Origin of the sequence: Streptomyces sp. NPDC014656 (genome assembly GCF_043084305.1) — a bacterium.
Classification (GTDB): domain Bacteria; phylum Actinomycetota; class Actinomycetes; order Streptomycetales; family Streptomycetaceae; genus Streptomyces.
In genome coordinates this window covers 84,563-104,023 of record NZ_JBIBZN010000012.1, presented here as the reverse complement: position 1 = coordinate 104,023, position 19,461 = coordinate 84,563, and the positions used below count along the sequence as shown (strand labels likewise).

The following is a 19,461-nucleotide window of genomic DNA, read 5'->3' as shown; positions in this document are numbered from 1 at the left end:
TGTCGGCCAGGGGGGATAACCCCACCCGCACCTGCTTACGCTCCTTTTAGCAGGGCCTAGACTCGCGTCGGTGAAAAAGCCGAGGGACCGAGAGGGGCGGCCGACGTGCGGGAACCGACCGTAGTCGCGGCGGACTACTTCGATACGTACTCCGTCGTCGGACTGCTCGCCGTGGTCGGCGTGCTCTTCGTCGCGGTCGCCTTCGGCGCCGGCCGGCTGCTCCGGCCCGTCGTGCCGACCCCGGAGAAACTCCTCACCTACGAGTGCGGCGTCGACCCCGTGGGGGAGGGCTGGGCCCACACCCAGGTCCGCTACTACGTCTACGCCTTCCTCTACGTCATCTTCGCCGTCGACTCGATCTTCCTCTTCCCGTGGGCGACGGTCTTCGCCGCGCCCGGCTACGGCGCCACCACCCTCGTCGAGATGTTCGTCTTCCTGGGCTTCCTGGCCGTCGGACTGCTCTACGCGTACAAGAAGGGCGTCCTGGCATGGACGTAACACCCGCGGGGAGCGCCGTGCCCCTGCCCGCGCCCAAGCTGGGCACGCTCTCCCGGCTGGCCCCCGAGCCCATGAAGGTGGTCCTGAACTGGGGCCGCCGCTACAGCCTCTGGGTCTTCAACTTCGGCCTCGCCTGCTGCGCGATCGAGTTCATCGCCGCGTCCATGGCCCGGCACGACTTCATCCGGCTCGGCGTGATCCCCTTCGCGCCCGGCCCGCGCCAGGCCGACCTGATGATCGTCTCCGGCACGGTGACGGACAAGATGGCCCCCGCGGTGAAGCGGCTCTACGAGCAGATGCCCGAGCCGAAGTACGTGATCTCCTTCGGCGCCTGCTCGAACTGCGGCGGCCCCTACTGGGACTCGTACTCCGTCACCAAGGGCGTCGACCAGATCATCCCGGTCGACGTGTACGTCCCCGGCTGCCCGCCCCGCCCCGAGGCGCTGCTCCAGGGCATCCTCAAGCTCCAGGAGAAGATCGCCCGGGAGAACCTGGGGGAGCGGTACGGCGCGACGGCACCGGCCTCGGTGTCCCAGCTCACCAGCCCGCTGGTCACCCCGCCGCCGGGAGGCGACGGCCGATGAACCGCTACGACTCCCTTCCCGAGGCCGTCACGGACCTGTTCGGCGACGAGGCGGCGGCGGAGCGGGCGTACGACCTGCTGACCGTCGACGTCCCCGTCACGGACTGGCTCGACGCGCTGCGGACCGCCCGGGACGAGCTGGGCTGCACCTACTTCGACTGGCTCAGCGCGGTCGACGAGCCCGGTACGGGCTTCCGCGTCTGCGCGCACGTCGTCGCCGTCGGCGACGGCGCCCCCCGACGCCTCCTGCTCCGCACGACGGTCCCGCACGGGGCCCCGTCGCTGCCGACCGCCATCGGCGTCTACGCGGGCGCGGCCTGGCACGAGCGCGAGACCCACGAGATGTTCGGCGTCGTCTTCGAGGGCCACCCGAACCTCACCCCGCTCCTCCTCCCCGAGAACTTCGAGGGCCACCCGCTCCGCAAGGACTTCGTCCTCGCCGCCCGCGTCGCCAAGGCGTGGCCGGGCGCGAAGGAGCCGGGCGAGTCGCACGACGGCGGCCCCAAGCGCCGCCAGATGCTCCCGCCCGGCGTCCCCGACCCCAACGAGTGGGGCCCCCTCAAGGGCCAGCTCCCCCCGGCCCCCGAACGCCCCGCCCGGGGCGCCGCCGCCGACCGCCCCCGCCGCACCCGCACCACCACGGAGGGCTCGGCGACCCAGGAGACCCCGCCTCCCCGCCGCACCCGCACCGCCTCGGAGGGCCCGGAGAGCCGACCGGCCGCGGACGCCCCGGCCCGCCGTACGCGCTCCGCGTCGGAGGGCTCGGCGAGCCAGGAGGCCCAGGCCGCCCCGGCCCCCCGCCGTATCCGCTCCGCGTCGGAAGGTTCGGCCAGCCAGCAGCCCCCGGCGGCCCCCGAGCCCCCGGCGGCCCCCGAGCCCCCGGCCGCTCCCGAGCCCCCGGCCGCCCCCGAGGCGGGTGCCGCCCCGGCCCCCCGCCGTACGCGCTCCGCGTCGGAGGGCTCGGCCAGCCAGCAGCCCCCGGCCGCCCCGCGCCGCGCACGCAGCGCGAGCCAGGGCTCGGCGAGCCAGCAGGCGGAGCGGAACGCGCAGGCCGAGCCGGCCGGGGGCGCTCCGGCCGCCGCCTCGCCGCCCCCGCGCACCCGCAGCTCCGACGCCCCCTGGCACCACGCCCGCCCGGCCTTCGACGAGCCGCCGAAGGACGAGCCCGCCCCGGAACCGGCTCCCGCCGCAGGCGAGCCCGCACCGAAGGACGAGCCCGCCCCGAAGCCGACTCCCGCCGCAGGCGAGCCCGCACCGAAGGACGAGCCCGCCCCGGAACCGGCTCCCGCCGCAGGCGAGCCCGCACCCGAGGCGAAGCCCGCCGCGGGCGGAAGCACGGCCGCCGCCGACGGCGAGCCCGCCGCAGGCGAAAGCGCCGCCGCCGAGGGCGAGCCCGCCGCCACCGACGCCGACCGCAACGACACCCGTCCCGACCCCGCCGGAGGCGATCCCGCGTGAACGACGCACTCGACGTCGCCGTCCGGCTGCTGCTGGTCTTCGCCGCGTTCCTCGTCCTGCCGCTCGTCGTCGGGCAGACCGAGCACAAGGTCATGGCCCACATGCAGGGCCGCCTCGGGCCCATGTACGCCGGCGGCTTCCACGGCTGGGCCCAGCTCGTCGCCGACGGCGTGAAGTTCGCGCAGAAGGAGGACGTCGTCCCGAAGGACGCCGACCGGCGGGTCTTCCAGCTCGCGCCGGCCGTCGCCCTCCTCCCGTACCTGCTCGTCCTCGTCGCGATCCCGGTCGCACCGGGCTCCGTCGGCGCGGTCGTCGACGCGGGGATCTTCTTCGCGCTCGCCGTCATGGGCGTCGGCGTGCTCGGCAGCCTGATGGCCGGCTGGGCGTCCGCCAACAAGTTCTCCCTGCTCGGCGGCCTGCGCACGGCCGCCCAGCTGCTCGCGTACGAGCTGCCGATGCTGCTCGCCGCCGCGTCCGTCGCGATGGCGGCCGGCACCGTCTCCCTCACCGGCGTGCTCGACGCCTTCGAGTGGTGGTGGGTGCCGTGGCAGATCGTCGGCGCGCTCGTCTTCTTCGTCGCCGGCCTCGCCGAGCTCCAGCGCCCGCCGTTCGACATGCCGGTCGCCGACTCGGAGATCATCTTCGGCGCGTACACCGAGTACACCGGCCTCCGCTTCGCGCTCTTCCTGCTCGCCGAGTACGCCGGCATCGTCGTCCTCTGCGGCCTCACCACCGTCCTCTTCCTCGGCGGCTGGCACGGCCCCTGGGGCGCGGACGGCCTCGGCTGGCTCTGGACCCTGCTCAAGACCGCCGTCCTGGCCTTCGTCGTCATCTGGCTGCGGGTGAGCTACCCGCGCCTGCGCGAGGACCAGCTCCAGAAACTGGCCTGGACGACCCTGGTCCCGCTCGCCCTGGCGCAGATCGCGCTCACCGGCATCGTGAAGGTGGCGATCAGCTAGATGTCCCCGAACTTCCCCGGCTCCGGCCTCGCCAAGGGCCTCGCCGTCACCCTCCGCACGATGACCCGCAAGACGGTCACCGCGCAGTACCCGGACGCGCAGCCCGAGCTGCCGCCCCGCTCGCGCGGGGTGATCGCGCTGTTCGAGGAGAACTGCACGGTCTGCATGCTGTGCGCCCGCGAGTGCCCCGACTGGTGCATCTACATCGACTCCCACAAGGAGACCGTCCCGGCCGCCGCCCCCGGCGGCCGGGAGCGCAGCCGGAACGTCCTCGACCGCTTCGCCATCGACTTCTCCCTCTGCATGTACTGCGGGATCTGCATCGAGGTGTGCCCCTTCGACGCCCTCTTCTGGTCGCCGGAGTTCGAGTACGCCGAGACCGACATCCTGGAGCTGACCCACGAGCGGGACAAGCTCCGCGAGTGGATGTGGACCGTCCCCGAGCCGCCCGCGCTCGACCCGGCGGCCGAGGAGCCCAAGGAGATCGCCGCCGCCCACAAGGCCGCGGAGAAGGCCGCCGCGGCCCGCGCGGCGGCGGCCCAGGCCGCCGCCGAGGCAGAGGCCGCGGCCCAGCAGCAGGAGGGCCCGCAGTGATCCTCGCCGCCCCGCCGGCCCACCCCGGCTTCCTCTCGCCCACCGGCGTCGAGATCGCCTTCCTCCTGGTCGGCCTCGTCACCCTCGGCGCCGCCGTCCTCTCCGTCACCACGAAGCAGCTCGTGCACGCCGCGCTCTGGCTTGTGGTCGCGCTCGGCGGCCTCGCCGTCGAGTACCTCCTGCTGACCGCCGAGTTCATCGCCTGGGTCCAGGTGCTGATCTACGTCGGCTCGGTCGTCGTCCTGCTCCTCTTCGGACTGATGCTCACCAAGGCGCCGATCGGCCGCTCCCCGGACGCCGACTCCGGCAACCGGCCGGTCGCCCTCGCCGTCGCCGCGGCCGCCGCCGCGGCGCTCGTCTGGGTGGTCTGGGACGCCTTCCGCAAGACCTGGATCGAGCTGGACGGGCCCGCGCAGGGCTCCACCGACGTGACCGGCGAGTTCCTCTTCCGGCACTGGGTGCTGCCCTTCGAGGCGCTCTCGGTCCTGCTGCTCGCCGCCCTGGTCGGCGCCATCGTCCTGTCCCGCAAGAAGCCGGAAGGGGAGCGGGACTGATGCACCTCGCCTACCCCGCCGTCCTCGCCGCGCTCCTCTTCTGCGTCGGCCTGTACGGCGTCCTCGCCCGCCGCAACGCCATCCTGGTCCTGATGTCGGTCGAGCTGATGCTCAACGCCGTCAACCTCAACCTGGTCGCCTTCGACGTCTGGCTGCGCGACGCCCTCCACGCCGGCCAGGCCCTCACCCTCTTCACCATCGCCATCGCCGCCGCCGAGATCGGCATCGGCCTCGCGATCGTCCTGATGGTCCACCGCAACCGGGGCACGGCCGACGTCGACCGCCTCCGCGACACGGCGGAACGGCAGCGGTCCGCAGACGAGAAGGCCGAGGCCGCCGCGTGACCACCACGACCCTCGCCGTCCTCGTCCCCGTCCTGCCCTTCCTCGGCGCCCTCGCCGGACTCGCCACCGGCCGCGCCGCGCCCGGCTTCGTCCGCCCGCTCGCCGTCCTGCCGACGCTCGCCGCCGCCGTCCTCGCCGTCCTCGTCGCCGTCCGCCAGGGCGGGAACACGGTCATCGAGGCGTCCACCGAGCTCACCCCCACCGGCTCCGTGCCGATCACCCTGGGCCTCCACATCGACGGCTTCGCCGCCCTCGTGGCCGTCCTCGTCGGCGTGGTCGCGAGCTGCGTGCAGATCTACTCGACCGGCTACCTCCGCGAGGACCCGCGCTACCCCTCGTACGCGGCGCTCGTCTCCCTCTTCACCGCCGCGATGCTCCTCGTCGTCTACTCCGGCGACCTGATGGTGCTCCTGGTCGGCTGGGAGATCATGGGCATCTGCTCGTACTTCCTCGTCGGGCACTACTGGGAGACCCCCGAGGCGCGCTCCGCCTCCCTGAAGGCATTCCTCGTCACCAAGCTCGGCGACGTCCCCTTCCTCTTCGGGCTCTTCGCGCTCGCCGCCGACGCGGGCACCTTCCGCATCGACGGCATCCTCGCCACCGTCGCCAGCGGCGGCCTCGACCACCCCACCGTGGTGGCGCTCCTGCTCCTCGCGGGCGTCGCGGGCAAGTCCGCGCAGTTCCCGCTGCACACCTGGCTCCCGGACGCCATGGCCGGCCCGACGCCGGTCTCCGCGCTCATCCACGCGGCCACCATGGTCGCCGCCGGCATCTACTTCGTCGCCCGGCTGCTGCCGGTCTTCGCCGCCTCCGCCGCCGCGATGACCGTGCTCGCCGTGATGGCCGCGGTCACCATGGTCGGCTCGGCGCTCGCCGCGCTCGCCCAGGACGACATCAAGCGGGTCCTCGCCTACTCGACGATCGGCCAGCTCGGCTACATGGCGGGCGCGCTCGCCGTCGGCGACCGCGGCGCCGCCGTCTTCCACCTCCTGTCGCACGCCGCCTTCAAGGCGCTGCTCTTCCTCGCCGCCGGCGCGGTCATCCACGCCGCCGGCACCAACTCGCTCACCGCCATGTCCCGGATGGGCGGCCTGGCGAAGCGGATCCCCGACGCGTACTGGACGATGACCGTCGCCCTCCTCGCGCTGGCCGCGATCCCGCCCTTCGCCGGCTTCTTCTCCAAGGAGGCCGTCCTGGTCGCCGCCGAGCACACCGCGCTCGGCGACCGGGCCGGCGTCCCCGCCGGGGCCGGCTGGACCGTCCTCGTCGCGGGCCTGCTGACCGCCCTGCTCACCGCCGCGTACGCGCTCCGCCTCTGGCTGCGCGCCTTCCGCGGCCGGGGCGCCGAGGCACCGGACCACGGACGCCAGCCGATCGCGATGACCGCCGTCCTGTGGGTCCTCGCGGTCCCGTCCCTCGGTTTCGGCCTGAGCGCGCTCGTCCTCGACGACTGGTTCGACGGCGAGGCGCTCCTGCCGACCCTCACCACCGCCGTCCTCGGCACCGGCCTCGCCGTCGCCGGCGGCGCCGTCACCTACGCCCTCTGGCGCACCCTCGCGGCCAGGGCCGTACCCCCCGTCCCGGTCCCGCACGTCGCCCACCCGGACGCCGACGCGGGCCTGGTCGAGGCGGAGGCGCTGCGCCTGCCGCACCCCGCCGAGGACCCGGCCGACCCCGGCCGCGCCCTCCTCGGCCCGCTGCACGGCGCCGCCGCCGACGGCTTCCACCTGGACGCCCTCTACCGGAAGGTGTTCGTCCGCCCGGTGCTCGGTGCCGCCTCCCTGGTCCGCTTCCTGGACCGCGAGGTCGTCGACACCTACGTGCGCGGCGCCGCCGGCACCGCCAAGGGCCTCGGATGGCTCGTCCGCCGCGCCCAGACCGGCAACGTGCAGACCTACCTCAGCGCCCTGCTCGCCGGCTCCGTCGTCCTGGCGATCGCCGCCGTCGCCCTCGCCAACGCCTTCGCCGGAGCGTGAGCCGTGATCGATATCAGCGAACCCGTGATGCAGTCCCTCCTCGCCTTCCTCGTCGTCGCGCCGCTCCTCGGCGCCGCCGCCGCGCTCCTGCCCGCCCCGCCCGGACTGAAGGGGAAGTCGCCCGAGCAGGCGGTGCTCCGCCACGGCGTCACCGTCACCGGCGTGATCCTCCTCGCGGCGATCGCCCTCGCCCTGGGCTTCGACCACGACGACCCGTCGAGGATGCAGGCCACCACCGACATCAGCTGGATCAGGGCGCTCGACGTGCGGATCCACCTCGGCGTCGACGGCATCTCCCTGCCCCTCCTGGTGCTGACCGCGCTGCTGACCTTCCTCTGCGCGCTGTACTCCTACTTCAAGATGCCGCAGGGCCCGACCCCGAAGGCGTTCGTCGCGCTGCTGCTCCTCCTGGAGGCCGGCACCCTCGCCACCTTCGCCGTCCTCGACCTGGTCCTCTTCTTCCTCGCCTTCGAGATGGTCCTGGTCCCGATGTACTTCCTCATCGCCCGCTGGGGCGGCGAGGGCCGCCGGGCCGCCGCCGGGAAGTTCATCCTCTACACGCTGCTCGGCTCCGTGGTCATGCTGCTCGGCCTGCTCCTCATCGGGATAAAGGCCGGCACCTTCGACATGGTCGCGCTCGCCACCGACAACGGCCGCGGACTGACCACGTCCGTGCAGGTCACCGCCGTCCTCGCGATCGGCCTCGGGCTCGCCGTGAAGACCCCGATGTGGCCCCTGCACTCCTGGCTGCCGGACGCCCACACCGCCGCTCCCACGGTCGGCTCGGTCCTCCTCGCGGGCGTGCTCCTCAAGATGGGCACGTACGGCTTCGTCCGCATCGCGCTGCCCATCGCCCCCGACGGCATGCACACCCTCGCGCCCTACCTGGCCGCCTTCGCCGCCGCCGGCATCGTCTACGGCTCGCTGGCCTGCCTCGCGCTGGCCCTCCCGTCGCCCGACCACCGCCCCTCATCGAGCCGCTTCGCGGCGCGGCGCCCTCCCAGCGGCGCCAAGGGCGACCTCAAGCGGCTGATCGCGTACTCCTCCGTCGGCCACATGGGCTTCGTCCTCCTCGGCATCGCCACCCTGACCCCCACCGGCGTCAACGGCGCGCTCTTCGCCAACATCGCCCACGGCCTCATCACCGGCCTGCTCTTCTTCCTCGTCGGCGCCCTGAAGGACCGCTACGGCAGCGCCGACCTCGACACCCTCGCCGGGGCCACCGGCGCCGCCCTCTACGGCCGCGCCCCCCGCCTCGGCGCCCTCCTCGCCTTCGCCGCCGTCGCCTCCCTGGGCCTGCCGGGCCTGGCCGGCTTCTGGGGCGAGATGCTCGCCCTCTTCGCCGCCTTCGACCCGGCCGAGGGGCTCAGCCGCCCCGCGTACCTCGTCTTCATGGCCCTCGGCGGCCTCGGCACCCTGCTCACCGCCGCCTACCTGCTGATCGTCGTCCGCCGCGTCTGCATGGGCGGCCCCCGCCCGGCCGGCGAGCCGGAGCTCGCCGACGTCCAGCCGTACGAGCTGGCCGCCTGGACCCCGCTCGTCGCCCTCACCGTCCTCGCCGGACTCTGGCCCGCGGTCCTCCTCGGCCTCACCGACCCGGCCGTCCAGCAGCTCCTCGCGGGAGGCACCCAGTGATGCCGGCCACCACCTCGCTCGTCCAGTCCGTCGACTGGCTGACGATCGCGCCCCCGACCCTCACCGCCCTGGTCGCCCTCGGCGTCCTCGTCGCCGACCTCTTCGTCCCCGCCGCCCGCAAGCAGCTCCTCGGCTGGATCTCGGTCGCCGGCCTCGCCGCCGCCCTCGTCCTGCTCCTGCCGCTGCGCGCCGGCGACCGCGCCACCTTCTGCCTCACCCCCGCCGCCCAGACCGACAGCGCCGCCCAGACCGCCGGGTGCAGCTACACCGCCGACCACTTCACGCTGGTCATCCAGCTCCTCGTGCTCGGCGGCGCCCTCCTCACCGCCCTGCTGTCGCTGCCCGCCACCCGCGAGAAGCTCCCGGCCGGCGAGTACTGGTTCCTGCTGCTGTCCTCCGCCGCCGGAGCCGCCCTGCTGCCCGCCTCCCGCGACCTCGCCACCCTCGTGGTCGCCCTGGAGGTCGCCTCCCTGCCCGCCTTCGCGCTCGTCGGCCTCAAGCGTGGCGACCGCCGCTCCAGCGAGGCCGCCCTCAAGTTCTTCCTCTCCTCGGTGACCGCCACCGCCGTCACCCTCCTCGGCGTGAGCTTCGTCTACGCCGCCACCGGCACCCTCCACCTCACCGAGATCGCCGCCCGGCTCGACGAGGTCCCCCGCGAGCTCCAGACCCTCGCCGAGGCCGGCGTCGCCCTCACCCTCGTCGGCTTCGCCTTCAAGCTCGCCGCCGTCCCCTTCCACTTCTGGGTCCCCGACACCTACACGGGCGCGCCGCTGCCCGTCGCCGCCTACCTGTCGGTCGTCGGCAAGGCCGTCGGCTTCACGGGCCTCATCCTGGTGACGGTCGTCGCCTTCCCCCCGTACGCCGACGTCTGGGGCCCCGCCCTCGCCGTCCTCGCCGCCCTCACCATGACCGCGGGCAACGTCGCCGCCCTCCGCCAGGACCCCGCCCGCCCCGGCAGCGCGGTCCGGCTGCTCGCCTGGTCCTCCGTCGCCCAGGCCGGCTACCTCCTGGTGCCGATAGGGGCCGCCGCGTACTCCAGCGACGAACAGGTCGGCGCCACCGTCGCCTACGCCCTCATGTACGCCGTCGTGAACCTCGGCGCCTTCGCGGTCGTCGCCCTCGTCGCCCGTACCCACCCCGGCAAGCGGATCGCCGACCACGCCGGGCTCCACGCCACCAGCCCCGCCGCCGCCCTCGCGCTCGCCTTCTTCCTCCTGAACCTGGCCGGTCTGCCCCCGGGTATCATCGGCCTCTTCGCCAAGGTGACCGTCTTCTCGTCGGCCGTCGACGCGGGCCTCGGCTGGCTGGCCGTGGTCATGGGCGTCAACGTCGTCATCGGCCTCGCGTACTACCTGCGGTGGACCGCCCTGCTGTTCCGCACGCCCCAGGACGCGATCGCCGCCGAGCCGCGCCGGGCCCCCGCCCCCGTCACCCTGGCGATCGTGCTGACCGCCGCCGCCGGAGCCGTCCTGTCGGGCTACCCGCAGTTCGCCCTCCGCTTCGCGACGACCGCACTGTTCTGACCCCCCACGCGACCTAGGAGCAACACCCCGTGCTGAACGGATTCAAGGACTTCATACTTCGCGGGAACGTCATCTCGATGGCCATCGGACTGGCCGTCGGCACCGCGTTCACCGCCGTCGTCACCGGCTTCAGCAAGGCGTTCATCACCCCGCTCATCGGCCTCGCCACCGGCTCCGTGGGCAACTTCAACGACGCGCAGTTCCACGTCGGCAAGACCGTCTTCCCCTACGGCCTGGCGATCTCCGCCACCATCGCGTTCGTCATCACCGCCGCCGTCCTCTACTTCCTGATCGTCGCCCCGCTGGCGAAGGTCCAGGAGCGGTTCGCCAAGGAGGAGGCCGCCGACCCCAAGGCCGAGAAGCGCGACTGCCCCCGCTGCTTCACCGAGATCCCGGCCGTCGCCTCCCGCTGCGCCCACTGCACCAGCGAGGTCGAGCCGGTCGCCGCCGGCCTGGAGAAGCTCTCCGTCACGTCCGCCCGCTGACCGGGCTCCCTCACCCGAACGGCGCAACACGCCCCCCGTGCGGCCGGGGGAACCGCAGCCTCCCGCCTGGCGTTGACCAGTACGTGAGGGTCCACTGGACGCGTGGACCACGAAGCAAAGGGTTCCCCTGCCGCACCACTTGGAGGGCGTACCGTGCACCGCCGGCACAACGGGCTGAGGACCGCCGTACTCCTCGGAGGGCTCTCCGCCCTCATCATCGTCATCGGCAGCTTCTTCGGCCGTACGGGCCTGATCGTCGGACTCGTCGTCGCGATCGGCACCAACGCGTACGCGTACTGGAACAGCGACAAGCTGGCCCTGCGCGCCATGCGCGCCCGCCCCGTCAGCGAATTCGAGGCCCCCGCCCTCTACCGGATGGTGCGGGAGCTCTCCACCCAGGCACGCCAGCCGATGCCGCGCCTCTACATCTCGCCGACCCAGGCGCCCAACGCCTTCGCCACCGGCCGCAACCCGCGCAACGCGGCCGTCTGCTGCACCGAGGGCATCCTCGCGATCCTCGACGAGCGCGAGCTGCGCGGCGTCATCGGCCACGAACTGAGCCACGTCTACAACCGGGACATCCTCATCTCCTCGGTCGCCGGCGCGCTCGCCTCCGTCGTGATGTTCCTGGTCAACTTCGCCTGGCTCATCCCCGTCGGCCGCTCCAGCGACGACGACGGACCCGGCCTCCTCGGCTACCTGATGGTCCTGATCCTCGGCCCCGTCGCCGCCTCCATCATCCAGCTGGCCATCTCCCGCTCCCGCGAGTACGAGGCCGACGCCTCCGGCGCCCAGCTCACCGGCGACCCCCTCGCCCTCGCCGACGCCCTCAGGAAACTCGAAGCCGGCACCAAGCAGCTCCCGCTGCCCCCCGAGCCGAGGATCGAGACCGCGAGCCACATGATGATCGCGAACCCCTTCCGTCCGGGTAAGGGACTCTCCAAGATGTTCTCGACCCACCCGCCCATGGCCGAGCGGATCGCCCGGCTCGAAGAGATGGCAGGTCGCCGCCCGTGAAGACCGTTCTCAACGTCATATGGCTCGTCCTCTCCGGCTTCTGGCTGTTCCTCGGCTACCTCCTCGCCGGAGTGCTGCTCTGCGTCACGATCATCGGCATCCCCTTCGGACTGGCCGCCTTCCGCATCGGCCTCTACGCCCTCTGGCCCTTCGGCCGCACCGTCGTCGACAAGCCCGGAGCCGGCGCCGCCTCCTGCGTCGGCAACGTCCTCTGGCTGGTCCTCGCCGGCTGGTGGCTCGCCATCGGCCACGTCGTCACCGGCGTCGCGCTCTGCGTCACGATCATCGGCATCCCGCTCGGCATCGCGAACTTCAAGCTCATCCCCGTCTCCCTGCTGCCCCTCGGCAAGGACATCGTCCCCACCGACCAGGCGTACGGCGGCCAGGCGCACTCCCCGCAGACGTACGGCCGCCCCGGCTTCTGAGAAACCGGCCACCCCGTGCGGAACGCGCGCTACGCCCTGCTCTCCGGCCTCCACGCCGTCGCCCTCTGCCACGACGTGCGCGGCCTCTACGGCGACCCCGTGCCGCCCCCGCGGGTCCGCCACGAACTGCGCGGCTGCGAACCGCGCGGCGAGCTGGCCCGGGCCGTCACCCAGGCGATCGTCGAGGGCACGGCCCCGCTCGGCACGCTCGACGTCGAGACCCCGGGCGGCGGCTGGCGGCTCGCCGCCGTCCGGGTCCTCGGCGCCCGCGGCGACGTCGTCACCGTCGAGTCCGCCGGCCCGCCGCGCCGCCTGCACGGGGCGTACGGCGCCGTCCCCTGCGCCAACCTCGTACCGGTCCCGCCGCGCCCGCCCGAGGAGCCGGCCCACGAGGACGTCACCTTCCTCGGCTGCTCCCCGCGCGGCGCGCTCCGCGACGCCCTGGCCGCCGGCGCCACCGAGTTCGAGACCGTCCGCTACCAGGTCCTCGACCGGACCTCGGGGCCCCAGCACGAGGCGGAGGCCGGCCGGGTGACCGCCGCCGCGGACTCCCGCCTCCACCACGGGCTCGTCGACCTGACCGTGGCCTTCCCCCGCTCCGGCCTGATCCCGCCGCGGACCCGCGAGGTCTGGGACCTCTTCCACGGGTACGAGCCGCCGCCCGCCCCCGGCACCTGGCGCCGCTACACCGGCCCCGCGCGCGCCGAGTGGCTGAACCAGGCCGCCCGCCGCGCCCGCCGCGACCCGCGGCCCGTCCCCGGCACCGTGTACGAACTCGACGGGCACGGCATCACCGACGGGGACGCCCTCCTCTGCGCCCTCGGCGAGGCCGTCCTCGGCCCCGGCCGCGCCTTCGAGGCGGGCTCCCCCCGCGCCCTCGGCGAGGAGCTGTCCGGCTGCGTCCTGGTCTGGCACCGCGCCGACGTCGCCCGCGCCTGCCTCGGCGTCACCCCGCTCCTCGCCGTCCCCCGCCCCGCCACCTTCCAGGAGTTCGTCGACGGCCTCAGGGCCGGGGGCGTCCGGGTCGTCCTCGACTGACCGCGTACGCCACCACGCCCGCCGCCAGCACCGCCGTCCCGGCCAGCACCGAGCCCAGCGGCAGCGCCGCCGCCAGCGCCGCGCACCCGGCGAGCCCCGCCGCCGCCAGGACCCGGTGGCGCCCGCCCAGCGTCCACGCCGAGGCGTTCGCGATCCCGTAGTAGGCGAGGACGCCGAAGGACGAGAAGCCGATCGCGCCCCGCACGTCCGCCGTCGCCGCCGCCACGGCCACCACCGCGCCCACGGCCAGCTCCGCCCGGTGCGGCACCCGGAACCGCGGGTGCACGACGGCCAGCCCGCCGGGCAGGTACCCGTCCCTGGCCATCGCCAGCGTCGTACGGGACACCCCGAGGATCAGCGAGAGCAGCGAGCCCAGCGCCGCGACCGCCGCCCCGGCGGTCACCACCGGCACCAGCCAGGAGGCGTCCGCCGCCCGCACGGCGTCGGCGAGCGGCGCGCCGGAGCCGGCCAGGCCGAGCGGCCCGAGCGCCACCAGGACGGCCACCGCGACCAGCGCGTACACCCCGAGCGCGAGGCCCAGCGCGAGCGGCACCGCCCGGGGGATCGTCCGCGCCGGATCGCGCACCTCCTCGCCGAGCGTGGCGATCCGCGCGTACCCCGCGAACGCGAAGAAGAGCAAACCGGCGGCCTGCAGCACCCCGCCGGGGGACACCTCGCCGGAGAGCCCGAAGCGGCCCCCGGGAGCACCCGCGAAGGAGGCCGTGACGACGGCCGCGAGCACCGCGAGGACCCCCGCCACGATCACCCGCGCCAGCAGCGCCGACTTCTGCACGCCCCGGTAGTTGACCGCCGTCAGGGCGACCACGGCGGCCACCGCCACCGCGTGCGCCCGCTCCGGCCACAGATAGGCGCCGACGGTCAGCGCCATCGCCGCGCAGGAGGCCGTCTTGCCCACCACGAAGGCCCACCCCGCCAGATGCCCCCAGAAGGGACCCAGCCGTTCGCGACCGTACACGTAGGTGCCGCCGGACTCCGGGTACAGGGCGGCGAGCCGGGCCGAGGCCATCGCGTTGCAGTACGCCACCGCGGCGGCGAGCCCCAGCGCCGTCAGCAGCCCCGCCGAGGTCCCGGCCGCGCCGGCGGCCGGCCCGAGGGCCACGAAGATCCCGGCGCCGACCATGGCGCCCAGCCCGACGACGACGGCGTCGAAGACGCCGAGGGAACGGCTGAGTCCGGCGTTCACGAGCGACCTGTCTCCCGCAGAGTGATGTTGAGCCGCCCGGTCAGGCCGAGCGACGGATCGGCCGTCCCAGGAAACACCCTCGGCACGCCGTGGTACACCCACCGAGACTCCCCGCCGAAGACGAAGAGGTCCCCGGAGTCCAGCTCCACGTCGGTCCAGGGCCGGCCCCGCCCCTCGGCGTTGCCCAGCCGGAAGACACAGCGGTCGCCGAGGCTCAGCGACACCACGGGCGCCCCGGAGCGCTCCTCCCGGTCCTGGTGCATGCCCATCCGGGCGCCGTCCCCGTAGAAGTTCACCAGCGCCGTGTCGGGCGCGTAGCCGCCGTCCCCGCCGTACGCCTCGGCCACCGCCGCCCGCCCCAACTCCACCAGCCACCCGGGCAGTTCGACGGCGACGGAGTCGAGGTAGCGGTACGGCACCCACTGCCGCCCCAGGCACAGCGAACGCACCGACATCACGCCCCCGCCGGGCAGCACGGTCCGCCGGTACGCCAGCGGGCCGCGCCCGAACTCGCGGCAGGCCGCGACCAGTTCCCGCTGCCGGCCGGCCGGCAGCCACCCGGGCACGTGCACCGCGCCGGGCGCGACCTCCGTCCGCTCGCGCGGGAAGAGCCCCTCGGTCACGCGAGGGCTCCCTCCAGGCCGAGCAGCGACCGCTTGCGCTCCGGACCGGCCGCGTACCCGCGCAGGCTCCCGTCCGCGCCGATCACCCGGTGGCAGGGCCGCACCACGAGCAGCGGATTGCGCCCGATCGCCGTCCCCACCGCCCGCACCCCGGGCCCGCCGGCCCCGACCCGCCGCCCGATCTCGCCGTAGCTGACGGTCGTCCCGTACGGGATCTCCTCCAGGGCCGCCCAGACCCGCCGCTGGAACTCCGTCCCGGCGCCGGTGTCCAGCGGCACGTCGAACCGCTCCCGCCGCCCGCCGAAGTACTCCTCCAGCTGCCGCACCGCCTCGCCGAAGGCCCCCTGGTCACGGACCCAGCCGTCCCCGACCGCGACGGCCCCCTTCTGCCCCGGCAGCGAGAGCGACCGCAGCACGGCCCGGCCCCCCGCGGAGAGCCGCCCGGTCAGCAGCATCTCGCCCAGGGGGCCGTCGGCGTACGCGTACACGGTGATGTCGTCCATGGCTCCAGTGTGCGAGCCCCGCCGCCCGGAGACCGGCGGCTTTCGGACACGACCCTGAGGGACCCGGAAGGGTCAGCGGTAGTTCACGAACTGGATCGCGAAGTCGAAGTCCTTGCCCTTGAGCAGCGCCTGCACCGCCTGGAGGTCGTCACGGCTCTTCGAGCTGACCCGCAGCTCGTCGCCCTGCACCTGCGCCTTGACGCCCTTGGGGCCCTCGTCGCGGATGGTCTTCGCGACCTTCTTCGCGTTCTCCTGCGAGATGCCCTCGGTGACCGACGCGAAGAGCTTGTACTCCTTGCCGGACAGCTGCGGCTCGCCCTCGACCTCCAGCGACTTCAGCGAGATCCCCCGCTTGATCAGCTTGGACTGGAAGATGTCGAGGATCGCCATCACGCGCTCCTCGCCGTTCGCCTGCATCAGGATCTTCTCGCCCGACCAGGAGATCGAGGCGTTGGTTCCCTTGAAGTCGTAGCGCTGGGAGATCTCCTTCACGGCCTGGTTGAGGGCGTTGTCGACCTCCTGCCGCTCGACCTTGGAGACGATGTCGAAACTGGAGTCGGCCATGACTCGTGGCTCCTTGCTCGGATGCTGTGGGGTACCCCCAAAGCCTAGGGGGTGACCCGGCGCCCCAACCGCTGATCAACCGGGTGGCGAACCACCCCCCGGGATCAGGTATTGTTTACGTCGTTGCCACGGAACACCGCCGGAAAGCGGGGAACCAAGGCGACGACCCATGGCGATGTGCCCGAGTGGCCAATGGGAGCGGACTGTAAATCCGTCGGCTTAGCCTACCCAGGTTCGAATCCTGGCGTCGCCACACTGAATGAAGGTCCCCGGTGTTCGCACCGGGGACCTTCTTCGTGCTGTCCGTGGACGGGGGGCGGCCGGTCAGTTGCCGGCCACGCTCCTCACCGCGACCGTGACCGGGGTCGAGCCGCCGACCAGTTCCAGGGTCAGGCCGGCCGTGCCGGGGGAGTCCACCAGTTCGGCGAGGACCGCCGCCACGTCGTCGCGGGGGACCGGGCCGCGGCCCGTGCGGGCCTCCAGGCGGACCAGGCCCGTGCCGGCGTCGTCGGTGAGCATGCCGGGGCGCAGGACCGTCCACTCCAGGCCCTCGCGGGAGCGGACCGCGTCGTCCGCCGCGCCCTTCGCCCGCAGGTAGACGTCGAAGACCTCGTCGCCCTCGTGCCGGGCGTCCGCGCCCATCGAGGAGACGACGACGAAGCGGCGGACGCCCGCCCGCTCCGCCGCGTCCGCGAACAGGACCGCGGCCCCGCGGTCCACCGTGTCCTTGCGGGCGGCCCCGCTGTCCGGGCCCGCGCCCGCGGCGAAGACGGCCGCGTCCGCGCCCCGCAGGACCTCCGCGACCTCCTCCACGGACGCCGCCTCCAGATCCAGCACGACGGACTCCGCGCCCGCCGTCCGCAGGTCCTCCGCCTGCTCCGGGCGGCGGATCAGCCCGACCGCCTCGTGTCCGCCCGCCGAGAGCAGCCGCTCCAGGCGCAGGGCGATCCGACCGTGTCCTCCAGCGATGACGATGCGCATGTTCCGACCGTACGGCTCAGCGGGCCGCCGGGCCTCCCGGCTCGGGCCGCCCGGCCTGTCGCGGCAGGTCCAGCGCCGCCGCCGAGTCGCAGTACTCCCGCACCGCGCTCGTCCGCGCCACCACCCGCCCCCGGTGCACCACGATCCGGCTGTACGCCAGCGACAGCACGCCCGCGAGCCGCTCGCCCCGCACCGCCACCAGCTCCGCCGGGAAACCCGCCTCGACCCGGACCTCCGGAAGGCCCATCGCCTCCCGCGCCCGGGCGCTCACCGCCCCGTACGCCTCCTCCGGCTCCAGGCCCTCCAGCGAGGCCAGCAGGAAGGCCGCCTCCAGCGGGTCCCCGCGCCCCACCGGGTTCGCCGCGTCCCGCAGCGCCCCGCCGCCCGCCGCCAGCCGCACCCCCGCCGACCGCAGCAGCCGCACCGGCGCCGGGCCCCGCCGCTCGGTCCCCGCGCAGCCGCCCTGCGGCAGGCACACCACCGTCACGCCCGCCGCCGCCAGCCGGTCCGCCGCCCGGCCCGCCACGTCCTCCGGCAGCCGGGAGAGCCCCGCGCACGGGCCGATCGCCACCCCGGGCCGCAGCCCGCCCGCCATCGCCGCGAAGCGGGCGAGCCGCGCCGGGTCGTCCCCGTCCGTGTGCAGGTCCACGGGCACGCCGTGCTCGGCCGCCACCTCCAGGACCGCCTCCACGTACCCCGTCGGGTCCGGGTCCAGGTCCGGGCAGCCGCCCACCACCCCGGCGCCCATCTTCACCGCGTCCCGCAGCATCGCGAGGCCGTCCGCGCCCGCCGCCCCGGTCAGCAGCCGGGGCACCGCCACCGCCGTGAGGTCCGTCAGCCCGCGCAGCGAGCGCCGGGCCTGGAGGACGGCCTCCAGCGGGCCCAGCGCGTGCACGTCGCCGATCCGGACGTGGGCCCGCAGCGCGGTCGCCCCGTGCCCGAGCTGGAGCAGCGCCGCCTCGGTGGCCCGGCGCTGCACCTCCTCGGGGGCGTAGGAGACCGGCCCGGGGGCGTCCGCGGAGAGCGCCGTGTCGGCGTGGGCGTGCGGCTCGGCCGGCGCCGGCAGCAGCAGGTGGCCGGCCAGGTCCACCCGGGTGCCCGCGGCGCTCAGGCTGCCCGCCGTGCCGACGGCCTCGATCCGGCCCCGCACGAGCCGCACGTCCACGGTCCGCCCGTCGGCCAGCCGGGCGTTCGACAGCAGGAGCGCCTTCGCGTCCTCGGTCGCCGCGCCGCCCGCGTCGCCCGCGTCGTCGGAGGGCGGACGGGGCTGCTTGCTGTCGGCCGACATCGGGCTCCTCACCAAGTCACCAAGATCGAGATCACGCAGCGTGGGGGAGAGCCTAGGGGCGGCCGGGGCCGCCTTCGAGGAGGAGCGCAATAGTCGTACCGATGAGTCCACGAGTGGCGTACGGGACGGGTGCGAGGGCCCTCCGGAGCACCCCGCTCCAAAGGATTTGGGTGATGGGCCGCAGACCGTGTAATGTCTTCCTCGCTCGCCCCAATAGCTCAGTCGGCAGAGCGTCTCCATGGTAAGGAGAAGGTCTACGGTTCGATTCCGTATTGGGGCTCTGGTGTAGGGAATCCCGCCTTCGGGCGGGGCTACCGACATCAAAGCGGTGTAGCTCAGTCGGTAGAGCAAGCGGCTCATAATCGCTGTGTCACCGGTTCAAGTCCGGTCACCGCTACACACGGTAGCCGATTGTGGGGTCGGTCCTGCGATCGGCTACTCTTTCATGCGTTCATCCATCCCATCCGTCCGTCAAGGAGCACTCACGTGGCTGCCACCGACGTCCGCCCGAAGATCACGCTGGCCTGCGTGGAGTGCAAGGAGCGGAACTACATCACCAAGAAGAACCGGCGCAACAACCCGGACCGTCTTGAGATGAAGAAGCACTGCCCCCGCTGCAACTCGCACACCGCGCACCGCGAGACGCGCTAATCAGGCTCGTTCACGAGGCCGTCCCCGCCAGGGGGCGGCCTCGTGGCGTTTCCCGGCACGCCCAGCACTATCGGCAAAAGATCCAGCAGGAGGTATCGAGTCCATGGCGCTCGACCAGTCCTTCGTGGGCCGGACCTATCCGCCCACCGCGCCCTACGAGGTCGGCCGCGAGAAGATCCGCGAATTCGCCGAGGCGATCGGTGACGCGAATCCCGCGTACACCGACCCCGAGGCGGCCAAGGAACTCGGCCACCCCGATGTGATCGCCCCGCCGACCTTCGTGTTCGCCATCACGTTCAAGGCCGCCGGCCAGGTGATCGAGGACCCGCAGCTCGGCCTCGACTACAGCCGCGTCGTCCACGGCGACCAGAAGTTCGCCCACACCCGGCCCGTCCGCGCCGGCGACCGCCTCGCGGTCACCTCCACCATCGAGGCGATCAAGTCGATGGCCGGCAACGACATCCTGGACATCCGTGGCGAGGTCCACGACGAGACCGGCGAGCACGTCGTCACCGCCTGGACCAAGCTCGTCTCCCGTGCCCCCGAGGAGGCCTGACC

At 73.8% G+C, this 19,461-nt stretch carries 22 protein-coding genes and 3 tRNA genes; 19 read left to right on the top strand and 6 right to left on the bottom strand.

What is annotated here, in order from left to right:
- The first annotated feature begins 105 nt into the window (after positions 1 to 105).
- From ACF1ED_RS25645 to ACF1ED_RS25580, 14 genes are all read left to right on the top strand, one after another.
- Positions 106 to 498 carry an NADH-quinone oxidoreductase subunit A gene (locus tag ACF1ED_RS25645; RefSeq protein ID WP_031009254.1) on the top strand — a complete coding sequence of 131 codons (393 nt, stop codon included), beginning with the start codon at positions 106 to 108 and terminating at the stop codon, positions 496 to 498.
- Positions 489 to 1,082: an NADH-quinone oxidoreductase subunit B gene (locus ACF1ED_RS25640; protein WP_391764200.1), complete on the top strand. Its 594-nt coding sequence runs from the start codon at positions 489 to 491 to the stop codon at positions 1,080 to 1,082. The genes ACF1ED_RS25645 and ACF1ED_RS25640 overlap by 10 nt, the downstream gene beginning before the upstream one ends.
- Entirely contained in the window at positions 1,079 to 2,539 is a 1,461-nt protein-coding gene (locus tag ACF1ED_RS25635; protein ID WP_391764198.1) for an NADH-quinone oxidoreductase subunit C, read from the top strand. The genes ACF1ED_RS25640 and ACF1ED_RS25635 overlap by 4 nt, the downstream gene beginning before the upstream one ends.
- A complete protein-coding gene (locus ACF1ED_RS25630) occupies positions 2,536 to 3,498 on the top strand; it encodes an NADH-quinone oxidoreductase subunit H (protein ID WP_391764196.1) in 963 nt (320 codons plus the stop codon). Before ACF1ED_RS25635 ends, ACF1ED_RS25630 begins: the two co-directional genes overlap by 4 nt.
- Complete coding sequence (locus ACF1ED_RS25625; protein WP_391764194.1) at positions 3,499 to 4,092, top strand: NuoI/complex I 23 kDa subunit family protein; 594 nt, start codon at positions 3,499 to 3,501, stop codon at positions 4,090 to 4,092.
- Positions 4,089 to 4,646, top strand: coding sequence for an NADH-quinone oxidoreductase subunit J (locus tag ACF1ED_RS25620; protein ID WP_391764193.1), 558 nt, complete (start codon positions 4,089 to 4,091; stop codon positions 4,644 to 4,646). Before ACF1ED_RS25625 ends, ACF1ED_RS25620 begins: the two co-directional genes overlap by 4 nt.
- Positions 4,646 to 4,990, top strand: a complete 345-nt coding sequence (gene nuoK / locus ACF1ED_RS25615) for an NADH-quinone oxidoreductase subunit NuoK (RefSeq protein WP_391764191.1) — start codon at positions 4,646 to 4,648, stop codon at positions 4,988 to 4,990. The genes ACF1ED_RS25620 and nuoK overlap by 1 nt, the downstream gene beginning before the upstream one ends.
- Complete coding sequence (locus tag ACF1ED_RS25610) at positions 4,987 to 6,966, top strand: NADH-quinone oxidoreductase subunit L (protein WP_391764189.1); 1,980 nt, start codon at positions 4,987 to 4,989, stop codon at positions 6,964 to 6,966. Before nuoK ends, ACF1ED_RS25610 begins: the two co-directional genes overlap by 4 nt.
- Positions 6,967 to 6,993: 27 nt before the next feature.
- Positions 6,994 to 8,601 (top strand): NuoM family protein, encoded by a 1,608-nt coding sequence (locus ACF1ED_RS25605; protein ID WP_391764486.1) that lies wholly within the window; start codon positions 6,994 to 6,996, stop codon positions 8,599 to 8,601.
- On the top strand, positions 8,601 to 10,124 hold the full coding sequence (locus tag ACF1ED_RS25600; RefSeq protein WP_391764188.1) for an NADH-quinone oxidoreductase subunit N: 1,524 nt from the start codon (positions 8,601 to 8,603) through the stop codon (positions 10,122 to 10,124). The genes ACF1ED_RS25605 and ACF1ED_RS25600 overlap by 1 nt, the downstream gene beginning before the upstream one ends.
- Positions 10,125 to 10,153: 29 nt before the next feature.
- Entirely contained in the window at positions 10,154 to 10,609 is a 456-nt protein-coding gene (mscL, locus tag ACF1ED_RS25595) for a large conductance mechanosensitive channel protein MscL (RefSeq protein WP_391764187.1), read from the top strand.
- Between the two features lie 153 nt (positions 10,610 to 10,762).
- Positions 10,763 to 11,626, top strand: coding sequence for a zinc metalloprotease HtpX (htpX, locus tag ACF1ED_RS25590; RefSeq protein WP_391764185.1), 864 nt, complete (start codon positions 10,763 to 10,765; stop codon positions 11,624 to 11,626).
- On the top strand, positions 11,623 to 12,051 hold the full coding sequence (locus ACF1ED_RS25585; RefSeq protein WP_391764183.1) for a YccF domain-containing protein: 429 nt from the start codon (positions 11,623 to 11,625) through the stop codon (positions 12,049 to 12,051). Before htpX ends, ACF1ED_RS25585 begins: the two co-directional genes overlap by 4 nt.
- Before the next feature lie 15 nt (positions 12,052 to 12,066).
- On the top strand, positions 12,067 to 13,089 hold the full coding sequence (locus ACF1ED_RS25580; RefSeq protein ID WP_391764181.1) for a hypothetical protein: 1,023 nt from the start codon (positions 12,067 to 12,069) through the stop codon (positions 13,087 to 13,089).
- Here ACF1ED_RS25580 and ACF1ED_RS25575 read toward each other — a convergent pair.
- From ACF1ED_RS25575 to ACF1ED_RS25560, 4 genes are all read right to left on the bottom strand, one after another.
- Positions 13,055 to 14,230, bottom strand: coding sequence for an APC family permease (locus ACF1ED_RS25575; RefSeq protein ID WP_391764484.1), 1,176 nt, complete (start codon positions 14,228 to 14,230; stop codon positions 13,055 to 13,057). The two genes, ACF1ED_RS25580 and ACF1ED_RS25575, sit on opposite strands and share 35 nt — an antisense overlap.
- A gap of 59 nt (positions 14,231 to 14,289) precedes the next feature.
- Positions 14,290 to 14,916, bottom strand: coding sequence for an alpha-ketoglutarate-dependent dioxygenase AlkB family protein (locus tag ACF1ED_RS25570; RefSeq protein WP_391764179.1), 627 nt, complete (start codon positions 14,914 to 14,916; stop codon positions 14,290 to 14,292).
- Positions 14,913 to 15,419 (bottom strand): methylated-DNA--[protein]-cysteine S-methyltransferase, encoded by a 507-nt coding sequence (locus tag ACF1ED_RS25565; protein WP_391764177.1) that lies wholly within the window; start codon positions 15,417 to 15,419, stop codon positions 14,913 to 14,915. Before ACF1ED_RS25565 ends, ACF1ED_RS25570 begins: the two co-directional genes overlap by 4 nt.
- 72 nt (positions 15,420 to 15,491) lie before the next feature.
- Positions 15,492 to 15,983, bottom strand: coding sequence for a YajQ family cyclic di-GMP-binding protein (locus ACF1ED_RS25560; protein ID WP_391764175.1), 492 nt, complete (start codon positions 15,981 to 15,983; stop codon positions 15,492 to 15,494).
- Between the two features lie 171 nt (positions 15,984 to 16,154).
- Between ACF1ED_RS25560 and ACF1ED_RS25555 the strand changes: the two genes are divergently transcribed.
- Positions 16,155 to 16,236, top strand: a tRNA-Tyr gene (locus ACF1ED_RS25555).
- Between the two features lie 71 nt (positions 16,237 to 16,307).
- Here the strand turns inward: ACF1ED_RS25555 and ACF1ED_RS25550 are convergent.
- Together ACF1ED_RS25550 and ACF1ED_RS25545 are read right to left on the bottom strand one after the other, a co-directional pair.
- Entirely contained in the window at positions 16,308 to 16,964 is a 657-nt protein-coding gene (locus tag ACF1ED_RS25550; protein ID WP_391764173.1) for an SDR family oxidoreductase, read from the bottom strand.
- A 16-nt stretch (positions 16,965 to 16,980) separates the two neighbouring features.
- A complete protein-coding gene (locus ACF1ED_RS25545; protein WP_391764171.1) occupies positions 16,981 to 18,252 on the bottom strand; it encodes an amidohydrolase family protein in 1,272 nt (423 codons plus the stop codon).
- Positions 18,253 to 18,459: 207 nt separating this feature from the next.
- Here ACF1ED_RS25545 and ACF1ED_RS25540 point away from each other — a divergent pair.
- From ACF1ED_RS25540 to ACF1ED_RS25525, 4 genes are all read left to right on the top strand, one after another.
- Positions 18,460 to 18,532: transfer RNA gene (locus tag ACF1ED_RS25540), tRNA-Thr, on the top strand.
- A gap of 44 nt (positions 18,533 to 18,576) precedes the next feature.
- Positions 18,577 to 18,649, top strand: a tRNA-Met gene (locus tag ACF1ED_RS25535).
- Positions 18,650 to 18,738: 89 nt separating this feature from the next.
- Entirely contained in the window at positions 18,739 to 18,903 is a 165-nt protein-coding gene (gene rpmG / locus ACF1ED_RS25530; protein WP_003956487.1) for a 50S ribosomal protein L33, read from the top strand.
- A gap of 103 nt (positions 18,904 to 19,006) precedes the next feature.
- Positions 19,007 to 19,459: a MaoC family dehydratase N-terminal domain-containing protein gene (locus ACF1ED_RS25525; protein ID WP_391764169.1), complete on the top strand. Its 453-nt coding sequence runs from the start codon at positions 19,007 to 19,009 to the stop codon at positions 19,457 to 19,459.
- Positions 19,460 to 19,461 lie beyond the last annotated feature (2 nt).

What these genes read in the sequence shown, in the direction of transcription:
- ACF1ED_RS25640 (WP_391764200.1), top strand. Translation starts at nt 489, where the DNA reads ATGGACGTAACACCCGCGGGGAGCGCCGTGCCCCTGCCCGCGCCCAAG.
- ACF1ED_RS25635 (WP_391764198.1), top strand. Translation starts at nt 1,079, where the DNA reads ATGAACCGCTACGACTCCCTTCCCGAGGCCGTCACGGACCTGTTCGGC.
- ACF1ED_RS25625 (WP_391764194.1), top strand. Translation starts at nt 3,499, where the DNA reads ATGTCCCCGAACTTCCCCGGCTCCGGCCTCGCCAAGGGCCTCGCCGTC.
- nuoK (WP_391764191.1), top strand. Translation starts at nt 4,646, where the DNA reads ATGCACCTCGCCTACCCCGCCGTCCTCGCCGCGCTCCTCTTCTGCGTC.
- ACF1ED_RS25605 (WP_391764486.1), top strand. Translation starts at nt 6,994, where the DNA reads ATGCAGTCCCTCCTCGCCTTCCTCGTCGTCGCGCCGCTCCTCGGCGCC.
- ACF1ED_RS25600 (WP_391764188.1), top strand. Translation starts at nt 8,601, where the DNA reads ATGCCGGCCACCACCTCGCTCGTCCAGTCCGTCGACTGGCTGACGATC.
- ACF1ED_RS25575 (WP_391764484.1), bottom strand. Translation starts at nt 14,230, where the DNA reads ATGGTCGGCGCCGGGATCTTCGTGGCCCTCGGGCCGGCCGCCGGCGCG.
- ACF1ED_RS25565 (WP_391764177.1), bottom strand. Translation starts at nt 15,419, where the DNA reads ATGGACGACATCACCGTGTACGCGTACGCCGACGGCCCCCTGGGCGAG.
- ACF1ED_RS25560 (WP_391764175.1), bottom strand. Translation starts at nt 15,983, where the DNA reads ATGGCCGACTCCAGTTTCGACATCGTCTCCAAGGTCGAGCGGCAGGAG.
- ACF1ED_RS25550 (WP_391764173.1), bottom strand. Translation starts at nt 16,964, where the DNA reads ATGCGCATCGTCATCGCTGGAGGACACGGTCGGATCGCCCTGCGCCTG.
- ACF1ED_RS25545 (WP_391764171.1), bottom strand. Translation starts at nt 18,252, where the DNA reads ATGTCGGCCGACAGCAAGCAGCCCCGTCCGCCCTCCGACGACGCGGGC.
- ACF1ED_RS25525 (WP_391764169.1), top strand. Translation starts at nt 19,007, where the DNA reads ATGGCGCTCGACCAGTCCTTCGTGGGCCGGACCTATCCGCCCACCGCG.